The sequence below is a fragment of the Pseudomonas sp. genome, from assembly GCF_030684895.1.
Lineage (GTDB): Bacteria > Pseudomonadota > Gammaproteobacteria > Pseudomonadales > Pseudomonadaceae > Aquipseudomonas.
The window spans coordinates 68,047-82,082 of sequence record NZ_JAUXXP010000058.1 but is presented as its reverse complement, the minus strand read 5'-3'; the positions used below and the strand labels follow the sequence as shown (position 1 = coordinate 82,082).

Genomic DNA, 14,036 nt, shown 5'->3' with positions numbered 1-14,036 from the left:
ATGCATAGAACCCTTCTGCTGAGCCTGGCTCTACCCTTTGCTGCACTGGCTGCCGAGCCGGCAGCGCAAACGGCCGCCCCCCTTGCCGGAACGGGTATGGGCGGGCAGCTTGTGCAGCTATTGTTGGGCCTATTGTTGGTGATAGGCCTGATCTTTCTGCTGGCCTGGTTGATGCGCCGGGTGCAGCAGATCGTGCCGCGTGGTGGTCAGGTCATCAAAGTGCTGGCAACCCAGGCCTTGGGGCCGCGTGATCGCCTGGTGCTGGTGCAGGTGGGCAACGAGCAGGTGTTACTGGGGCTGACGCCTGGCACCATCACTTCGCTGCATGTGCTGAAAGAACCGGTGCATTTTCCGGATGCCGAGCCGGCCTCGACCGAGTTTGCCCAGCGCCTGATGGAGCTGTTGGGCAAGGATCAGAAGGACAAGTCCTGATGCTGCGTTTGTTGCTGGTGTTGGTTTTTAGTCTGGGTGCTTCACTGGCGTTCGCCGCAGATGCGCCGACTGCCAGCACCTTGATTCAATCGGGCAGTAACCCGCTGTCGATTCCGGCAATCACCCTGAGTACCGACACGGCCGGGCAGCAGGAATATTCGGTCAGCCTGCAGATCTTGCTGATCATGACGGCGCTGAGCTTTATTCCAGCGTTTGTCATGCTGATGACCAGCTTTACCCGGATCATCATCGTCTTCTCGATTCTGCGTCAGGCCCTGGGCTTGCAGCAGACGCCGTCGAACCAGATTCTGGTCGGCCTGGCGCTGTTTCTGACCATGTTTATCATGGCACCGGTGTTCGATCAGATTAACCGCGAGGCGCTGCAGCCCTACCTGAATGAGCAGATGACGGCGCAGAACGCCATCGTTAAGGCCGAAGGGCCGATCAAGAATTTTATGCTGTCGCAGACCCGCGAAAGTGATCTGGAGCTGTTTGTGCGCCTGTCCAAGCGCACCGACATCGCCACCCCGGAAGATGCGCCGCTGACCATTCTGGTGCCGGCGTTTGTCACCTCCGAGCTGAAAACCGCCTTCCAGATCGGCTTTATGATCTTTATCCCGTTCCTGATCATCGACATGGTGGTCGCCAGTATTCTGATGGCGATGGGGATGATGATGCTCTCGCCGCTGATTATTTCCCTGCCGTTCAAGATCATGCTGTTTGTCTTGATTGATGGTTGGGCGCTGATTATGGGCACCCTGGCCGCCAGCTTCGGAGGCACCTAGCCATGACCCCTGAAGTGGCGGTGGATATTGTGCGTGGTGCCCTGTGGCTGACCGCCAGCATCGTGGCGATTCTGGTGGTGCCGAGCCTGATAGTTGGGTTGTTGGTGGCGATGTTCCAGGCCGCGACGCAGATCAACGAGCAGACCTTGAGCTTTCTGCCCAGGTTACTGGTAATTCTTCTGGTGCTGATTTTTGCCGGTCCCTGGCTGGTGCGTCAGTTGATGGAGTACACCGAGAACCTGATCATGAATATTCCGATGCTGATCGGCTGACATGCTCGAGCTAAGCAACGAACAGATCGGCGCCTGGGTGGGCAGTTTTCTGCTGCCGCTGTTTCGCATTGCCGCGCTGCTGATGTTTATGCCGATCATTGGCACGCAGCTGGTGTCGGCGCGGGTGCGCCTGTATCTGGCCCTGGCCATCTGCCTGGCGATCATGCCAACGCTGCCGCCGATGCCGGTGGTTGATGCGATCAGCGTGCAGGCATTTATCTGGATCGCTCAGGAAATTCTTATTGGCATGATGCTGGGCTTTATTCTGCAGCTGTTCTTCCAGATTTTCGCGATTGCCGGGCAGATCGTCGCCATGCAGATGGGCTTGGGCTTCGCCTCCATGGTCGATCCGGCCAACGGTATTTCGGTGCCGGTGATCGGTCAGGTGTTTATGATCCTGGTCACCCTGCTGTTTCTTGCCATGAATGCCCATCTGGTGGTGTTCGAAGTGCTGACTGAAAGCTTTTTCACCCTGCCGGTTGGCGGCGGTTTTCTGGTGGAGAATTACTGGGAAATTGCCAATAAGCTGAGCTGGGTGCTGGGTGCCGCATTGCTTCTGGTATTGCCGGCAGTTACCGCACTACTGGTGGTCAACCTGGCGTTCGGGGTGATGACTCGCGCTGCGCCGCAGCTGAATATTTTCTCCATCGGTTTTCCCCTGACCCTGGTGCTGGGCATGGTAATCGTCTGGATCGGCATGGCCGATATCCTTGCGCAGTACCAGGTGTTTGCCACCGAGGCGTTGCAATTCTTGCGTGAAATGGCGCGGGCGAGTTAAGCCATGGCCGAATCCGAGAGCGGTGCCGATAAGAGTGAGGAACCCACGGAGAAACGCCTACGCGAATCCCGTGAGAAGGGCCAGATCGCCCGTTCCAAAGAGCTTAATACCCTGGCCGTAACCCTCGGCGGCTTCGGCGGCTTGCTGGCGTTTGGCGGCAGTATGGGCAACGCCATGCTCGACATCATGCGTGGCAACTTCTCGCTGTCGCGTGATGTGATCATGGATGAGCGCAGCATGGGGCTGTGGTTGGCAGCGTCTGGGGAGGCTGCCCTGGAGTCGCTGTTCCCGTTGTTTATGCTGTTGTTGATTGCGTCCATCCTGGGGCCGATCTCTCTTGGGGGTTGGCTGTTTTCTGCCGAGGCCATGGCGCCCAAAGCCAGTCGAATGAATCCACTGGCCGGGCTTAAGCGGATGTTTTCTATGCAGGCGCTGGTCGAGCTGCTCAAAGCCCTGGCCAAGTTCATTCTGATTCTGCTGGTAGGCGTTGCCGTGTTGTCGGCCTGGCAGGACGACCTGCTGGCGATTGTCCATGAGCCGATTGAGTCGGCCATCCTCCATGCGGTTACTGTGGTGGGCTGGAGTGCGCTGTGGATGTCCTGCGGGTTGATTCTGATTGCCGCCGTAGACGTGCCATTCCAGCTCTGGAGCAGCAAGCAGAAGCTGATGATGACCAAGCAGGAAGTACGCGACGAGTACAAGGACAGCGAGGGCAAGCCCGAGGTCAAACAACGTATTCGCCAGCTGCAGCGGGAAATGGCTGAGCGGCGCATGATGCAGTCGGTGCCGGACGCCGACGTAGTCATTACTAACCCGACGCACTTTGCCGTGGCCTTGAAATACGACCCTGCCAAGGGTAGCGCGCCGGTACTGCTGGCCAAGGGTGGCGATTTCACCGCATTGAAGATTCGCGAAATCGCCAATGAGCACAAGGTCATGGTGCTCGAGTCGCCGGCTCTGGCACGAGCGGTGTTCTATTCCACCGAGCTGGATCAGGAAATCCCGGCCGGCCTGTACCTGGCTATCGCTCAGGTGCTGGCTTACGTCTACCAGTTGCGCCAATACCAGGCGGGCAAAGGCAAGCGCCCAGGCCCGCTGCCGGATATGCCAATCCCGCCGGATTTACGCCGCGACGAGTGACGATTAGCCCCGTTGCAGCAGGTTTGGCGGTTGTTTGCCTGGCTCCGGCAAAGTTGGACGGCTTCTTGCAAAACCCTCCCCAAAGGCGCGACTTGCGTCAAAAGATTGAATTGGCTGGGGTAGTGGTGTGGCAATAGATCGCTCGCAAATGATCGGTGATGTGCGCAGCAACCTGTCGGGGTTGAAACAGGGCAACCTGGGCATACCGCTGATGCTGCTGGTCATGCTCGGCATGGTCATGCTGCCGATTCCGCCGTTTCTCCTCGATGTGCTGTTCACCTTCAGTATTGCCCTGTCGATTGTCGTCCTGCTGGTGGCGATCTACGCCTTGCGTCCGCTGGATTTCGCGGTATTTCCAACCATTCTGCTGGCGGCCACCTTGCTGCGCCTGGCGCTTAACGTCGCCTCCACGCGGGTCGTGTTGCTCAATGGCCAGGACGGTCACGACGCTGCCGGTAAGGTGATCCAGGCCTTCGGTGAAGTGGTGATCGGTGGTAACTACGTGGTCGGTATCGTGGTGTTCGCCATTTTGATGATCATCAACTTCGTGGTGGTCACCAAGGGCGCTGGGCGTATCTCCGAAGTCAGCGCGCGCTTCACCCTGGATGCCATGCCCGGCAAACAGATGGCCATCGATGCCGACTTGAACGCCGGTCTGATCGATCAGGTTGAAGCGAAGAAGCGTCGCAGTGAAGTGTCCCAGGAGGCTGACTTCTACGGCTCCATGGACGGCGCCAGCAAGTTCGTCCGTGGTGACGCGATTGCCGGCTTACTGATCCTGTTTATCAACCTGATCGGTGGCATCGCCATCGGTATCTTCCAGCACTCTCTGAGTTTCGCCGACGCGGGGCGTATCTACACCCTGCTGACCATCGGTGACGGCCTGGTGGCGCAGATCCCTTCGCTGCTGTTGTCCACTGCAGCAGCGATCATGGTCACCCGTGTTTCCAGCTCGGAAGACATGGGTGCGCAGGTCAACCGGCAGATGTTCGCCTCGCCGCGTGCGCTGGCGGTAACGGCAGCGGTGATGATCACCATGGGCCTGGTGCCCGGCATGCCGCATTTCTCCTTTATCAGCCTGGGCCTGGTGGCTGCGGGTGCCGCGTACTGGATTGCCAACAAGCAGCGGGCAACCAAGGAAAACGAGATCAAGGAAGTACAACGCCAACAAGATTTGCTGCCGGCGCAGAAGGCCCAGGAAGTCAAGGAGCTGGGCTGGGATGACGTGACGCCAGTGGATATGGTTGGCCTGGAGGTGGGCTACCGCCTGATTCCACTCGTGGACCGTAATCAGGGTGGCCAACTGCTGGCGCGGATCAAGGGCGTGCGCAAGAAGCTCTCTCAGGAAATGGGCTTTCTCATGCCCTCCGTGCATATCCGCGACAACCTTGATCTGCAGCCCAATGCCTATCGCCTGACCCTGATGGGCGTCAGCGTGGCGGAGGCCGAGGTGTATCCGGATCGCGAACTGGCGATTAACCCCGGCCAGGTGTTTGGTCCGCTCAACGGCATCGCCGCCAAAGACCCGGCATTTGGCCTGGAAGCGGTGTGGATCGATCCGACTCAGCGTGATCAGGCGCAGTCGCTCGGTTACACCGTGGTGGACGCCAGTACCGTGGTCGCTACCCATCTCAACCAAGTGCTGCACAAGCATGCCCACGAGCTGCTCGGTCACGAAGAAGTGCAGCAATTGATGCAGCTGCTGGCCAAGAGCTCACCCAAGCTGGCCGAGGAGCTGGTGCCGGGGATGATTTCCCTGTCGACCCTGCTCAAGGTGCTGCAGACCTTGCTGCAGGAGCAAGTGCCGGTGCGCGATATCCGCACCATCGCCGAGGCCATCGCCAATGTCGCGGTGAAGAGTCAAGATCCCGCCGCGATGGTCGCCGCTGTACGTGTCGCATTGGCCCGCGCAATCGTGCAAAGCATTGTGGGACTAGAGCTGGAGCTGCCTGTGATTACCCTGGAACCCAGGTTGGAACAGATATTGCTCAACAGTATTCAGAAGGCCGGTCAAGGCTCCGAGGAGGGCATCCTCCTGGAACCGGGCATGGCCGAGAAGCTGCAGCGTTCCCTGGTGGAAGCGGCGCAGCGCCAGGAGATGCTCGGCAAGCCAGTGATTTTGCTGGTAGCCGGTCCGGTCCGGGCGATGCTCTCGCGATTCGCGCGGCTGGCGGTTCCGAGTATCCATGTACTGGCATACCAGGAAATTCCGGATAACAAGCAGGTCACCATCGTTGCGACGGTGGGGCAGAACTAACCGAGGTTACAGGCCATGCAGGTCAAACGCTTTTTCGCCGCCGATATGCGTACCGCCATGAAACTGGTGCGTGATGAGCTGGGTGCCGATGCCTCGATCATTGGCAATCGCCGGGTAGCCGGCGGTGTCGAACTGACCGCCGCGCTGGATTATCAGGTGCCAGCTGCGCCGGCCCGTCAGCCCAACCCGGCGCTGGAAGCCGAGCTGCGCAAGACCCAGGCAAAAATCGCCACGGCCAAGGCCGAACTGACCACCCGCACCCAGGTCGATGCCGGCAAGGACCGCCAGCTGTTTGGCGCAGCCGACAGCCTGCCTGCTGACAGTTTGGCTGCCGTGATGCGCAAGTCTCAGGCTGCGCCCGCTGCGGCAACCGATCAGCGCGCCCTGGATGCTATGCGTTTCGAGCTGCACGGTCTGCGTGAACTGATTGAAGTGCAGCTGGGCTCGATTGCCTGGGGGCAGTTGCAGAACCGTCGTCCACAGCAAGCCAATTTGTGGCGCCGCCTGCAACGCATGGGACTGTCGGCCGAATTGTCGAAAGCGCTGCTGGAGCGTGTAAGCACCGTGACCGAACCGCGTCAGGCCTGGCGCATGTTGCTGGCGCATCTGGCCCATGCAATCAAAACGCCGAAGCAGGAGCCGATGGAAGAGGGTGGTGTAATCGCCCTGGTGGGCCCGGCGGGCATGGGCAAGACCACCACCCTGGCCAAGCTGGCGGCGCGTTACGTGCTCAAGTACGGCGCGCAACATATTGCCCTGGTCAGCCTGGACAGCTACCGCATTGGTGCTCAAGAACAACTTAAAACCTTGGGGCGTATTCTCAATGTCCCAGTGACTCTGGTTGACCCCGGCCAGTCGTTGACCCAGGCCCTGGCTCCGCTGGCGCGCAAGCGTGTGGTGTTGATCGACACTGCCGGCCTGCCCGCCAACGACCCAGCCCTGCGTATGCAGCTGGAAACCCTGGCCAGCCGTGGCGTCAATGCAAAAAATTATCTGGTAATGGCCGCTACCAGCCAGGGCCAAGTGCTGAAAGCCGCCTACCATAGTTATAAGCGCTGCGGCTTGTCTGGCTGCATCCTGACCAAGGCGGATGAAGCCACCAGCCTGGGTGAGGTTTTAGGACTGGCTATTAGCCAGCGTCTACCGGTAGCCTATCTGACTGATGGGCCACGCATTCCCGATGATCTGCAGATTCCCCGCAGTCATCAGCTGGTGAGCCGGGCCGTAGGGCTGCAGGCGACCCAGGAACCAAGCGAGGATACGATGGCGGAGATGTTTGCCGGCCTTTACCAGCAACCCGCACGACGCGTCAGTTAAGTGCCAGGCTGTTGGAATTGAACCGCGCTTAGCCGGCCAAGTGGCTCCAGTCGAAGTTAGACAAGGTGTGTAGAAATATGGGTATGCATCCCGTACAGGTGATTGCGGTGACCGGCGGCAAAGGTGGCGTCGGTAAGACCAACGTCTCGGTGAACCTGGCGTTGGCCCTGGCTGATCTCGGTCGTCGGGTGATGCTGATGGACGCCGACCTGGGCTTGGCCAACGTCGATGTGCTGCTTGGCCTGAGCGCCAAACGCACTTTGGAAAACGTCATCAGTGGCGAATGTGAGCTGCGTGATGTATTGCTGCAGGGGCCGGGCGGTATTCGTATCGTGCCGGCAGCGTCTGGCATTCAGAGCATGGTGCAGCTATCGCCCATGCAACATGCCGGGCTGATTCAGGCGTTCAGCGATATCAGTGACAACCTCGATGTGCTGATTATCGACACCGCCGCCGGTATCGGTGATGGCGTGGTCAGCTTCGTGCGCGCCGCCCAGGAAGTGCTGGTGGTGGTGTGTGATGAACCGACTTCGATTACCGACGCCTACGCACTGATCAAATTGCTCAACCGCGATCACGGCATGAATCGTTTTCGCGTATTGGCCAATATGGCCCATAGCCCGCAGGAAGGTCGCAACCTCTTTGCTAAGCTGACTAAAGTTACTGACCGTTTTCTTGATGTTGCCCTGCAGTATGTAGGTGCAGTGCCATATGACGAGTCAGTGCGCAAGGCCGTGCAGAAGCAGCGCGCGGTCTACGAAGCCTTCCCGCGCTCGAAGTGCGCGCTGGCGTTCAAGGCGATAGCCCAGAAAGTCGACGCCTGGCCGTTACCGGCCAACCCGCGTGGTCATTTGGAGTTTTTCGTTGAGCGTCTGGTGCAGCAACCGATCGCGGACACGGCCATATGACAGCAGCCTCTGGACTTCGTATGTATAGCAAGGCGCAGGCGCAGGATTCCCAGCACCAGTTGATCGAGCGCTACGCGCCCCTGGTCAAACGCATTGCCTATCACCTGCTGGCCCGTCTACCGGCCAATGTGCAGGTCGACGACTTGATCCAGGCCGGGATGATTGGCCTGCTCGAAGCGTCAAAAAAATACGACTCCAGCAAAGGCGCCAGTTTCGAGACGTTCGCCGGCATTCGCATTCGCGGCTCTATGCTTGATGAGGTGCGCAAAGGTGACTGGGCCCCCCGTTCGGTGCATCGCAATAGCCGCATGGTCAGCGACGCAATTCGAAAAATTGAGGCCAGAACCGGCAGAGACGCTAAAGATCAAGAGGTTGCGGCCGAACTCCAATTGAGTCTCGAGGATTACTACGGCATTCTTGGTGACACTTTAGGCAGCCGCCTGTTCAGTTTCGACGACCTGTTGCAGGACGGTGAGCACGGTGGGCTGGGTGAAGACGCTGGCAGCAACCACCTCGAACCTTCTCGTGATCTGGAAGATGAACGCTTTCAGGCGGCCCTGGCGGATGCCATTGCCAACCTGCCGGAGCGCGAGCGCCTGGTGTTAGCGCTATATTACGATGAAGAATTGAATCTTAAAGAGATCGGCGAGGTGTTGGGGGTTAGCGAATCACGTGTAAGCCAACTACACAGTCAGTGTGCCGCTCGTTTACGCGCTCGTCTGGGCGAGTGGCGCGCACATTGAGTTGCATTCGCTAACGCTGGGCCGGTTTCACGATTAAAAGCGCATACAGGTTGCTGGGTGCGTTTGGGACTGTACGGAGGTCGACTTGGACAAGAACATGAAAATCCTCATCGTTGATGACTTTTCAACGATGCGACGGATCATCAAGAACCTCCTGCGTGACTTGGGGTTCACCAACACAGCGGAAGCCGATGATGGCGTCACCGCGCTGCCCATGCTGCAAAGCGGCAGTTTTGATTTTCTGGTGACTGACTGGAACATGCCCGGCATGACGGGTATCGACCTGCTGCGCGCGGTGCGTGCGGATGAGCGCCTGAAAACCCTGCCGGTGTTGATGGTTACCGCAGAAGCCAAGCGCGATCAGATCATCGAAGCAGCCCAGGCTGGGGTTAACGGTTATGTCGTCAAGCCGTTCACTGCCCAGGTACTGAAAGAGAAGATTGAAAAGATCTTCGAGCGGGTCAACGGCTGATGTTTGCCATGAGGGTGCTATGGAACATAAAGATTCCGTTCAGGGTGACCTTGAGTCGACCCTGAAACACAACGCTCGCCAACTGGTAGACAGCCTGGAACAAGGCAACTTTGGTGAAGCGGTACAGCTGATACATGAGCTCAACAAGGCGCGTGATCGCGGCCTGTATCACGAGGTCGGCAAGCTGACCCGTGAGCTGCATAACGCCATTGTCAATTTCCAGCTCGACCCCCGTGTGCCGCATGCCACTGAGGTTTCGCAAATCACCGATGCCACCGAACGGCTGAATTACGTGGTGACGATGACCGAAAAAGCGGCCAATCGCACCATGGACCTGGTTGAGCAGAGTGCACCACTGGTTAATGACCTCAGTGATGAGGCGCAAAGCCTGAGCGCTGACTGGGGGCGCTTTATGCGCCGCGAAATGAGCGCCGATGGTTTCCGTGAACTGGCCAAGCGTGTTGAGCTGTTTCTCGCTCGCAGCGAGCGCGATGGTGCCAAGATTTCTGCGCATCTCAATGACATTTTGTTGGCTCAGGATTACCAGGATCTGACTGGACAGGTGATCAAACGTGTAACGCAGTTGGTGACCGAGGTGGAAAGCAATCTGCTGAAACTGGTGCTGATGGCCAGTCAGGTGGATCAGTTTGCCGGCATTGAGCACAACCATGAGTTGCTCCGCGCCGAACAAGAAAAACAAAAAGAGCCTTCCCGTGGTGAAGGTCCGCAGATTCATGCCGATAAGCGTGAAGACGTCGCATCCAATCAGGATGATGTCGACGACCTGCTTTCCAGCCTGGGATTTTAGGAGCACGTCTTATGAGCTTCGGCGCCGATGAAGAAATCCTCCAGGACTTCCTGGTAGAGGCCGGCGAGATTCTTGAACTACTGTCCGAACAGCTCGTTGAGCTGGAAAGTCGTCCGGACGACATGAATCTGCTCAACGCTATTTTTCGCGGGTTTCATACCGTTAAAGGTGGTGCCGGTTTTCTCCAGCTCAATGAGCTGGTGGAATGCTGCCATATCGCAGAAAACGTCTTCGACATCCTGCGTAAGGGTGAACGGCGCGTCGACTCCGCGTTGATGGATGTGGTGCTGGAAGCGCTGGATGCCGTCAACAGCATGTTTACCGAAGTACGTGAGCGTACTGACCTGACTCCCGCCACCCCTGAGCTGCTTGCCGCCTTGGCCCGCCTGGCTGAGCCGGCAGGTGCTGAGGAAGCCGCGCCGGTTGAAGCGCACGCTGAACCCGAGCCTGAAGTTGAGGTTGCAGAGGGCGCTGGCGATATCACCGACAGTGAGTTCGAGCAGTTGCTGGGCGCCCTGGACGAGTCGCCGGCGCAAGCCTCCAGCGCTGCCAGCAGCGATGAAATTACCGACGATGAATTCGAGTCGTTGCTCGATCAGCTTCACGGCAAAGGCCAGTTTGTAGCGCCAGATGTTGCTGTTGCACCTGCCGCGCCAGTTGCTGCTGCGCCAGTGGCAACGGCAGCAGCTGGCGATGAAATCACTGATGATGAGTTCGAGTCGCTGCTCGATCAGTTGCATGGCAAGGGTCAGTTTGTTCCGCCACCTGTATCGGCACCCGCCGCGCCAGCGGCCAAGTCTGAGCCTGCAGCACCCCCGAGCGGTGATATCACCGACGATGAGTTTGAAGCACTGCTTGATCAGCTGCATGGCAAAGGCAAGTTTGTTGAGCCCGAAGCGATCAAACCCGTTGCGCCAGCACCTGCTGCCAAACCGGCCGAATCTGCCAAGGCCGCCGCCAAACCCGCCGCAAAACCTGCTGCCAAGACGGAGCCGGCCAAGGCGCCAGCTGCACCGGTCGCCGCGCCTGCAGCCGAGAAGGCTGCGCCGCCTAGCGAGGCGGAAACCACTGTGCGGGTTGATACCGCGCGGCTGGATGAAATCATGAACATGGTCGGCGAGCTGGTGCTGGTGCGTAACCGCCTGGTGCGTCTGGGTGCCAGCAGTGGCGATGAGGCCATGTCCAAAGCGGTATCCAACCTGGATGTGGTAACGGCTGATCTGCAAACCGCGGTGATGAAAACCCGCATGCAGCCGATCAAGAAGGTCTTCGGGCGCTTCCCACGCCTGGTTCGCGATCTGGCACGTAACCTGAAAAAAGAGATCAACCTGGAACTGGTCGGTGAAGAAACCGACCTCGACAAGAACCTGGTTGAGGCGCTGGCCGATCCACTGGTCCACTTGGTGCGCAACGCGGTCGACCACGGCATTGAAACCCCGGAAGAGCGCGAAGCCTCGGGCAAGCCACGTGGCGGCAAGGTGATCCTGTCCGCCGAGCAGGAGGGCGACCATATCCTGCTGTCGATTTCCGATGACGGCAAAGGTATGGATGCCGATCAGCTGCGTGCCAAGGCCGTAGAGAAAGGTTTGCTGGATAAAGACGCTGCCGACCGCCTCAATGAATTTGAATGCTACAACCTGATTTTCGCCCCAGGCTTCTCGACCAAGACCGAAATTTCCGATGTGTCCGGTCGCGGTGTGGGTATGGACGTGGTGAAGACCAAAATTTCCCAGCTCAATGGCACGGTCAACGTGTTTTCGGTTAAGGGCCAGGGCTCGAAGATCGTCATCAAGGTGCCACTGACCCTAGCGATCATGCCGACGCTGATGGTGATGCTGGCCAATCAGGCGTTCGCTTTCCCGCTGGTCAACGTCAACGAAATCTTCCACCTCGACCTGTCGCGAACCAATGTGGTTGACGGTCAGGAAGTGGTGATCGTGCGCGACAAAGCCTTGCCGCTGTTCTATCTCAAGCGCTGGCTGATCGGCAGTGCCGCCCATGTGGAGCAGGGCGAGGGGCATGTGGTGATTCTCACCGTTGGCAGTCAGCGTATTGGCTTCGTAGTCGATCAACTGGTTGGCCAGGAAGAGGTGGTGATCAAACCGCTGGGCAAAATGCTGCAGGGCACTCCAGGCATGTCGGGCGCGACCATCACCGGTGATGGACGTATTGCCCTGATTCTTGACGTGCCGAGCATGCTCAAACGCTACGCTCGGCGTATCTGATTGTTAGCGGCGCAGCTATCTGTCGCGCCGCTTAGGAGTGTTTATGGCTGTTAAGGTGTTGGTGGTTGATGACTCCGGTTTTTTCCGGCGGCGTGTGTCGGAAATTCTCTCAGCTGATCCGAATATTCAGGTGATAGGCACCGCCACTAACGGTCGTGAAGCCATCGAGCAGGCACAGGCGCTCAAGCCTGATGTGATCACCATGGATTACGAGATGCCGATGATGGACGGCATCACGGCTGTGCGTAACATCATGCAGCGTTGTCCGACGCCGGTACTGATGTTTTCCTCGCTGACCCATGAAGGCGCGCGCGTGACGTTGGATGCGCTGGAAGCAGGTGCGGTGGATTTCCTGCCGAAGAATTTTGAAGATATTTCGCGCAACCCCGAGCGGGTCAAACAGCTGCTCTGCGAAAAAATCCATACCATTGCCCGCAGTAATCGTCGCAGCCTGAGCCCGCCTCCGGTGGCCGCGCCTGCCGCGACACCTGCTGCGCAAACCAAGTCAGCGGCACGTCCTGCAACTATAGCTAGCACGTTGGCCCGCCCTGCTGCGGCTCCCGCGCCGGCGGTGGTCAGTGCGGCGCCTAAGCGCAAATCCTACAAGCTGGTAGCGATTGGCACCTCGACCGGTGGGCCGGTGGCGCTGCAGCGGGTGCTAACCCAGTTGCCGGCTAACTTTCCAGCGCCGATTGTGCTGATCCAGCATATGCCGGCCGCCTTCACCAAGGCCTTTGCCGAGCGCCTCGACAAGCTCTGCCGCATCAGCGTCAAGGAGGCCGAGGACGGTGATGTATTGCGCCCAGGCCTGGCGCTGCTAGCCCCTGGCGGCAAGCAGATGATGGTCGATGCCCGCGGTGTGGTGAAAATCCTTCCCGGTGATGAGCGCCTGAACTACAAGCCCTGTGTTGATATCACCTTCGGCTCGGTGGCCAAGTCCTATGGCGACAAGGTGCTGGCAGTGGTGCTGACTGGCATGGGGGCGGACGGCCGTGAAGGTGCACGCTTGCTCAAGCAGGGGGGCAGTCAGGTGTGGGCGCAGGACGAAGCCAGCTGCGTGATTTACGGCATGCCCATGGCCATTGTCAAAGCCAATCTGGCCGACGCCATCTACCCGCTGGATGATATTGGCAGGCACCTGGCGGAGACCTGCATTTAATGGATGTACTGAGCCTTATCGGGGTCATCCTGGCATTTGTCGCCATTCTCGGCGGCAACTACCTCGAAGGGGGGCATGCAGGGGCTTTGCTCAACGGGCCTGCGGCGCTGATCGTGATTGGTGGCACCCTGGGCGCGGCGTTTTTGCAGGCACCGATGAACGTATTCAAGCGGGCTCTGGCCATCATCAGCTGGATATTCTTCCCGCCGCGGGTAGACCTGGCCGGTGGCATCAACCGCGTAGTTGGTTGGAGCATGACCGCGCGCAAGGAGGGCTTGCTTGGCCTTGAAGCGGTGGCTGATGTCGAGGCCGACCCCTATGCCCGCAAAGGTTTGCAGCTGTTGGTCGATGGTGCGGAGCCCGAGGCCATTCGCAGCATTCTCGAAGTCGATCTGTACACCCAGGAAGGCCGCGATATTCAGGCCGCCAAGGTGTTTGAAAGCATGGGCGGCTACGCGCCGACTATTGGCATTATCGGTGCCGTGATGGGCCTGATTCACGTAATGGGTAACCTGGCTGACCCGAGCAAGCTAGGTGCCGGGATTGCCGTAGCCTTTGTCGCCACCATTTACGGCGTCGGTTTTGCCAACCTGCTGCTGCTGCCTATCGGCAACAAGCTCAAAGCCATCGCCCAGCGTCAATCGCGTTACCGCGAGATGCTGCTCGAGGGCATCCTGTCGATTGCCGAGGGTGAAAACCCACGCTCCATCGAATTGAAGCTGCAAGGCTTTATGGATTGA

14 protein-coding genes are annotated in these 14,036 nt (G+C 58.8%); all 14 read left to right on the top strand.

Annotation, left to right across the window (positions count from 1 at the left end):
* Window positions 1-432: a flagellar biosynthetic protein FliO gene (fliO, locus tag Q8M42_RS13140; protein WP_304864344.1), complete on the top strand. Its 432-nt coding sequence runs from the start codon at window positions 1-3 to the stop codon at window positions 430-432.
* The gene (fliP, locus tag Q8M42_RS13135) at window positions 432-1,217 is read left to right on the top strand and encodes a flagellar type III secretion system pore protein FliP (RefSeq protein ID WP_304864342.1); all 786 of its coding nucleotides are present in this window, start codon (window positions 432-434) and stop codon (window positions 1,215-1,217) included. Before fliO ends, fliP begins: the two co-directional genes overlap by 1 nt.
* A 2-nt stretch (window positions 1,218-1,219) precedes the next feature.
* Window positions 1,220-1,489: a flagellar biosynthesis protein FliQ gene (gene fliQ / locus Q8M42_RS13130; RefSeq protein ID WP_136666312.1), complete on the top strand. Its 270-nt coding sequence runs from the start codon at window positions 1,220-1,222 to the stop codon at window positions 1,487-1,489.
* 1 nt (window position 1,490) lies between these two features.
* Window positions 1,491-2,267: a flagellar biosynthetic protein FliR gene (fliR, locus tag Q8M42_RS13125; RefSeq protein ID WP_304864337.1), complete on the top strand. Its 777-nt coding sequence runs from the start codon at window positions 1,491-1,493 to the stop codon at window positions 2,265-2,267.
* 3 nt (window positions 2,268-2,270) lie between these two features.
* Window positions 2,271-3,407 (top strand): flagellar biosynthesis protein FlhB, encoded by a 1,137-nt coding sequence (gene flhB, locus Q8M42_RS13120; protein ID WP_304864335.1) that lies wholly within the window; start codon window positions 2,271-2,273, stop codon window positions 3,405-3,407.
* A 133-nt stretch (window positions 3,408-3,540) separates the two neighbouring features.
* The gene (flhA, locus tag Q8M42_RS13115) at window positions 3,541-5,664 is read left to right on the top strand and encodes a flagellar biosynthesis protein FlhA (protein ID WP_304864491.1); all 2,124 of its coding nucleotides are present in this window, start codon (window positions 3,541-3,543) and stop codon (window positions 5,662-5,664) included.
* Window positions 5,665-5,679: 15 nt separating this feature from the next.
* The gene (gene flhF / locus Q8M42_RS13110) at window positions 5,680-6,981 is read left to right on the top strand and encodes a flagellar biosynthesis protein FlhF (protein ID WP_304864334.1); all 1,302 of its coding nucleotides are present in this window, start codon (window positions 5,680-5,682) and stop codon (window positions 6,979-6,981) included.
* Window positions 6,982-7,058: 77 nt separating this feature from the next.
* Window positions 7,059-7,889, top strand: a complete 831-nt coding sequence (fleN, locus tag Q8M42_RS13105) for a flagellar synthesis regulator FleN (RefSeq protein ID WP_304864332.1) — start codon at window positions 7,059-7,061, stop codon at window positions 7,887-7,889.
* The gene (gene fliA, locus Q8M42_RS13100; RefSeq protein WP_167145311.1) at window positions 7,886-8,632 is read left to right on the top strand and encodes an RNA polymerase sigma factor FliA; all 747 of its coding nucleotides are present in this window, start codon (window positions 7,886-7,888) and stop codon (window positions 8,630-8,632) included. Before fleN ends, fliA begins: the two co-directional genes overlap by 4 nt.
* 97 nt (window positions 8,633-8,729) lie before the next feature.
* Window positions 8,730-9,104, top strand: coding sequence for a chemotaxis response regulator CheY (locus Q8M42_RS13095; RefSeq protein ID WP_178091816.1), 375 nt, complete (start codon window positions 8,730-8,732; stop codon window positions 9,102-9,104).
* Window positions 9,105-9,123: 19 nt separating this feature from the next.
* Window positions 9,124-9,912 (top strand): protein phosphatase CheZ, encoded by a 789-nt coding sequence (locus Q8M42_RS13090; protein WP_304864326.1) that lies wholly within the window; start codon window positions 9,124-9,126, stop codon window positions 9,910-9,912.
* 11 nt (window positions 9,913-9,923) lie between these two features.
* Window positions 9,924-12,137 (top strand): chemotaxis protein CheA, encoded by a 2,214-nt coding sequence (locus tag Q8M42_RS13085; protein ID WP_304864324.1) that lies wholly within the window; start codon window positions 9,924-9,926, stop codon window positions 12,135-12,137.
* 43 nt (window positions 12,138-12,180) lie between these two features.
* Entirely contained in the window at window positions 12,181-13,296 is a 1,116-nt protein-coding gene (locus tag Q8M42_RS13080; RefSeq protein ID WP_304864322.1) for a chemotaxis response regulator protein-glutamate methylesterase, read from the top strand.
* Window positions 13,296-14,036 carry a flagellar motor protein gene (locus tag Q8M42_RS13075; RefSeq protein ID WP_304864320.1) on the top strand — a complete coding sequence of 247 codons (741 nt, stop codon included), beginning with the start codon at window positions 13,296-13,298 and terminating at the stop codon, window positions 14,034-14,036. Before Q8M42_RS13080 ends, Q8M42_RS13075 begins: the two co-directional genes overlap by 1 nt.

What these genes read in the sequence shown, in the direction of transcription:
- flhB (WP_304864335.1), top strand. Translation starts at nt 2,271, where the DNA reads ATGGCCGAATCCGAGAGCGGTGCCGATAAGAGTGAGGAACCCACGGAG.
- Q8M42_RS13085 (WP_304864324.1), top strand. Translation starts at nt 9,924, where the DNA reads ATGAGCTTCGGCGCCGATGAAGAAATCCTCCAGGACTTCCTGGTAGAG.
- fleN (WP_304864332.1), top strand. Translation starts at nt 7,059, where the DNA reads ATGGGTATGCATCCCGTACAGGTGATTGCGGTGACCGGCGGCAAAGGT.
- flhF (WP_304864334.1), top strand. Translation starts at nt 5,680, where the DNA reads ATGCAGGTCAAACGCTTTTTCGCCGCCGATATGCGTACCGCCATGAAA.
- Q8M42_RS13075 (WP_304864320.1), top strand. Translation starts at nt 13,296, where the DNA reads ATGGATGTACTGAGCCTTATCGGGGTCATCCTGGCATTTGTCGCCATT.
- fliP (WP_304864342.1), top strand. Translation starts at nt 432, where the DNA reads ATGCTGCGTTTGTTGCTGGTGTTGGTTTTTAGTCTGGGTGCTTCACTG.
- fliQ (WP_136666312.1), top strand. Translation starts at nt 1,220, where the DNA reads ATGACCCCTGAAGTGGCGGTGGATATTGTGCGTGGTGCCCTGTGGCTG.
- Q8M42_RS13080 (WP_304864322.1), top strand. Translation starts at nt 12,181, where the DNA reads ATGGCTGTTAAGGTGTTGGTGGTTGATGACTCCGGTTTTTTCCGGCGG.
- Q8M42_RS13090 (WP_304864326.1), top strand. Translation starts at nt 9,124, where the DNA reads ATGGAACATAAAGATTCCGTTCAGGGTGACCTTGAGTCGACCCTGAAA.
- fliA (WP_167145311.1), top strand. Translation starts at nt 7,886, where the DNA reads ATGACAGCAGCCTCTGGACTTCGTATGTATAGCAAGGCGCAGGCGCAG.
- fliO (WP_304864344.1), top strand. Translation starts at nt 1, where the DNA reads ATGCATAGAACCCTTCTGCTGAGCCTGGCTCTACCCTTTGCTGCACTG.
- fliR (WP_304864337.1), top strand. Translation starts at nt 1,491, where the DNA reads ATGCTCGAGCTAAGCAACGAACAGATCGGCGCCTGGGTGGGCAGTTTT.
- Q8M42_RS13095 (WP_178091816.1), top strand. Translation starts at nt 8,730, where the DNA reads ATGAAAATCCTCATCGTTGATGACTTTTCAACGATGCGACGGATCATC.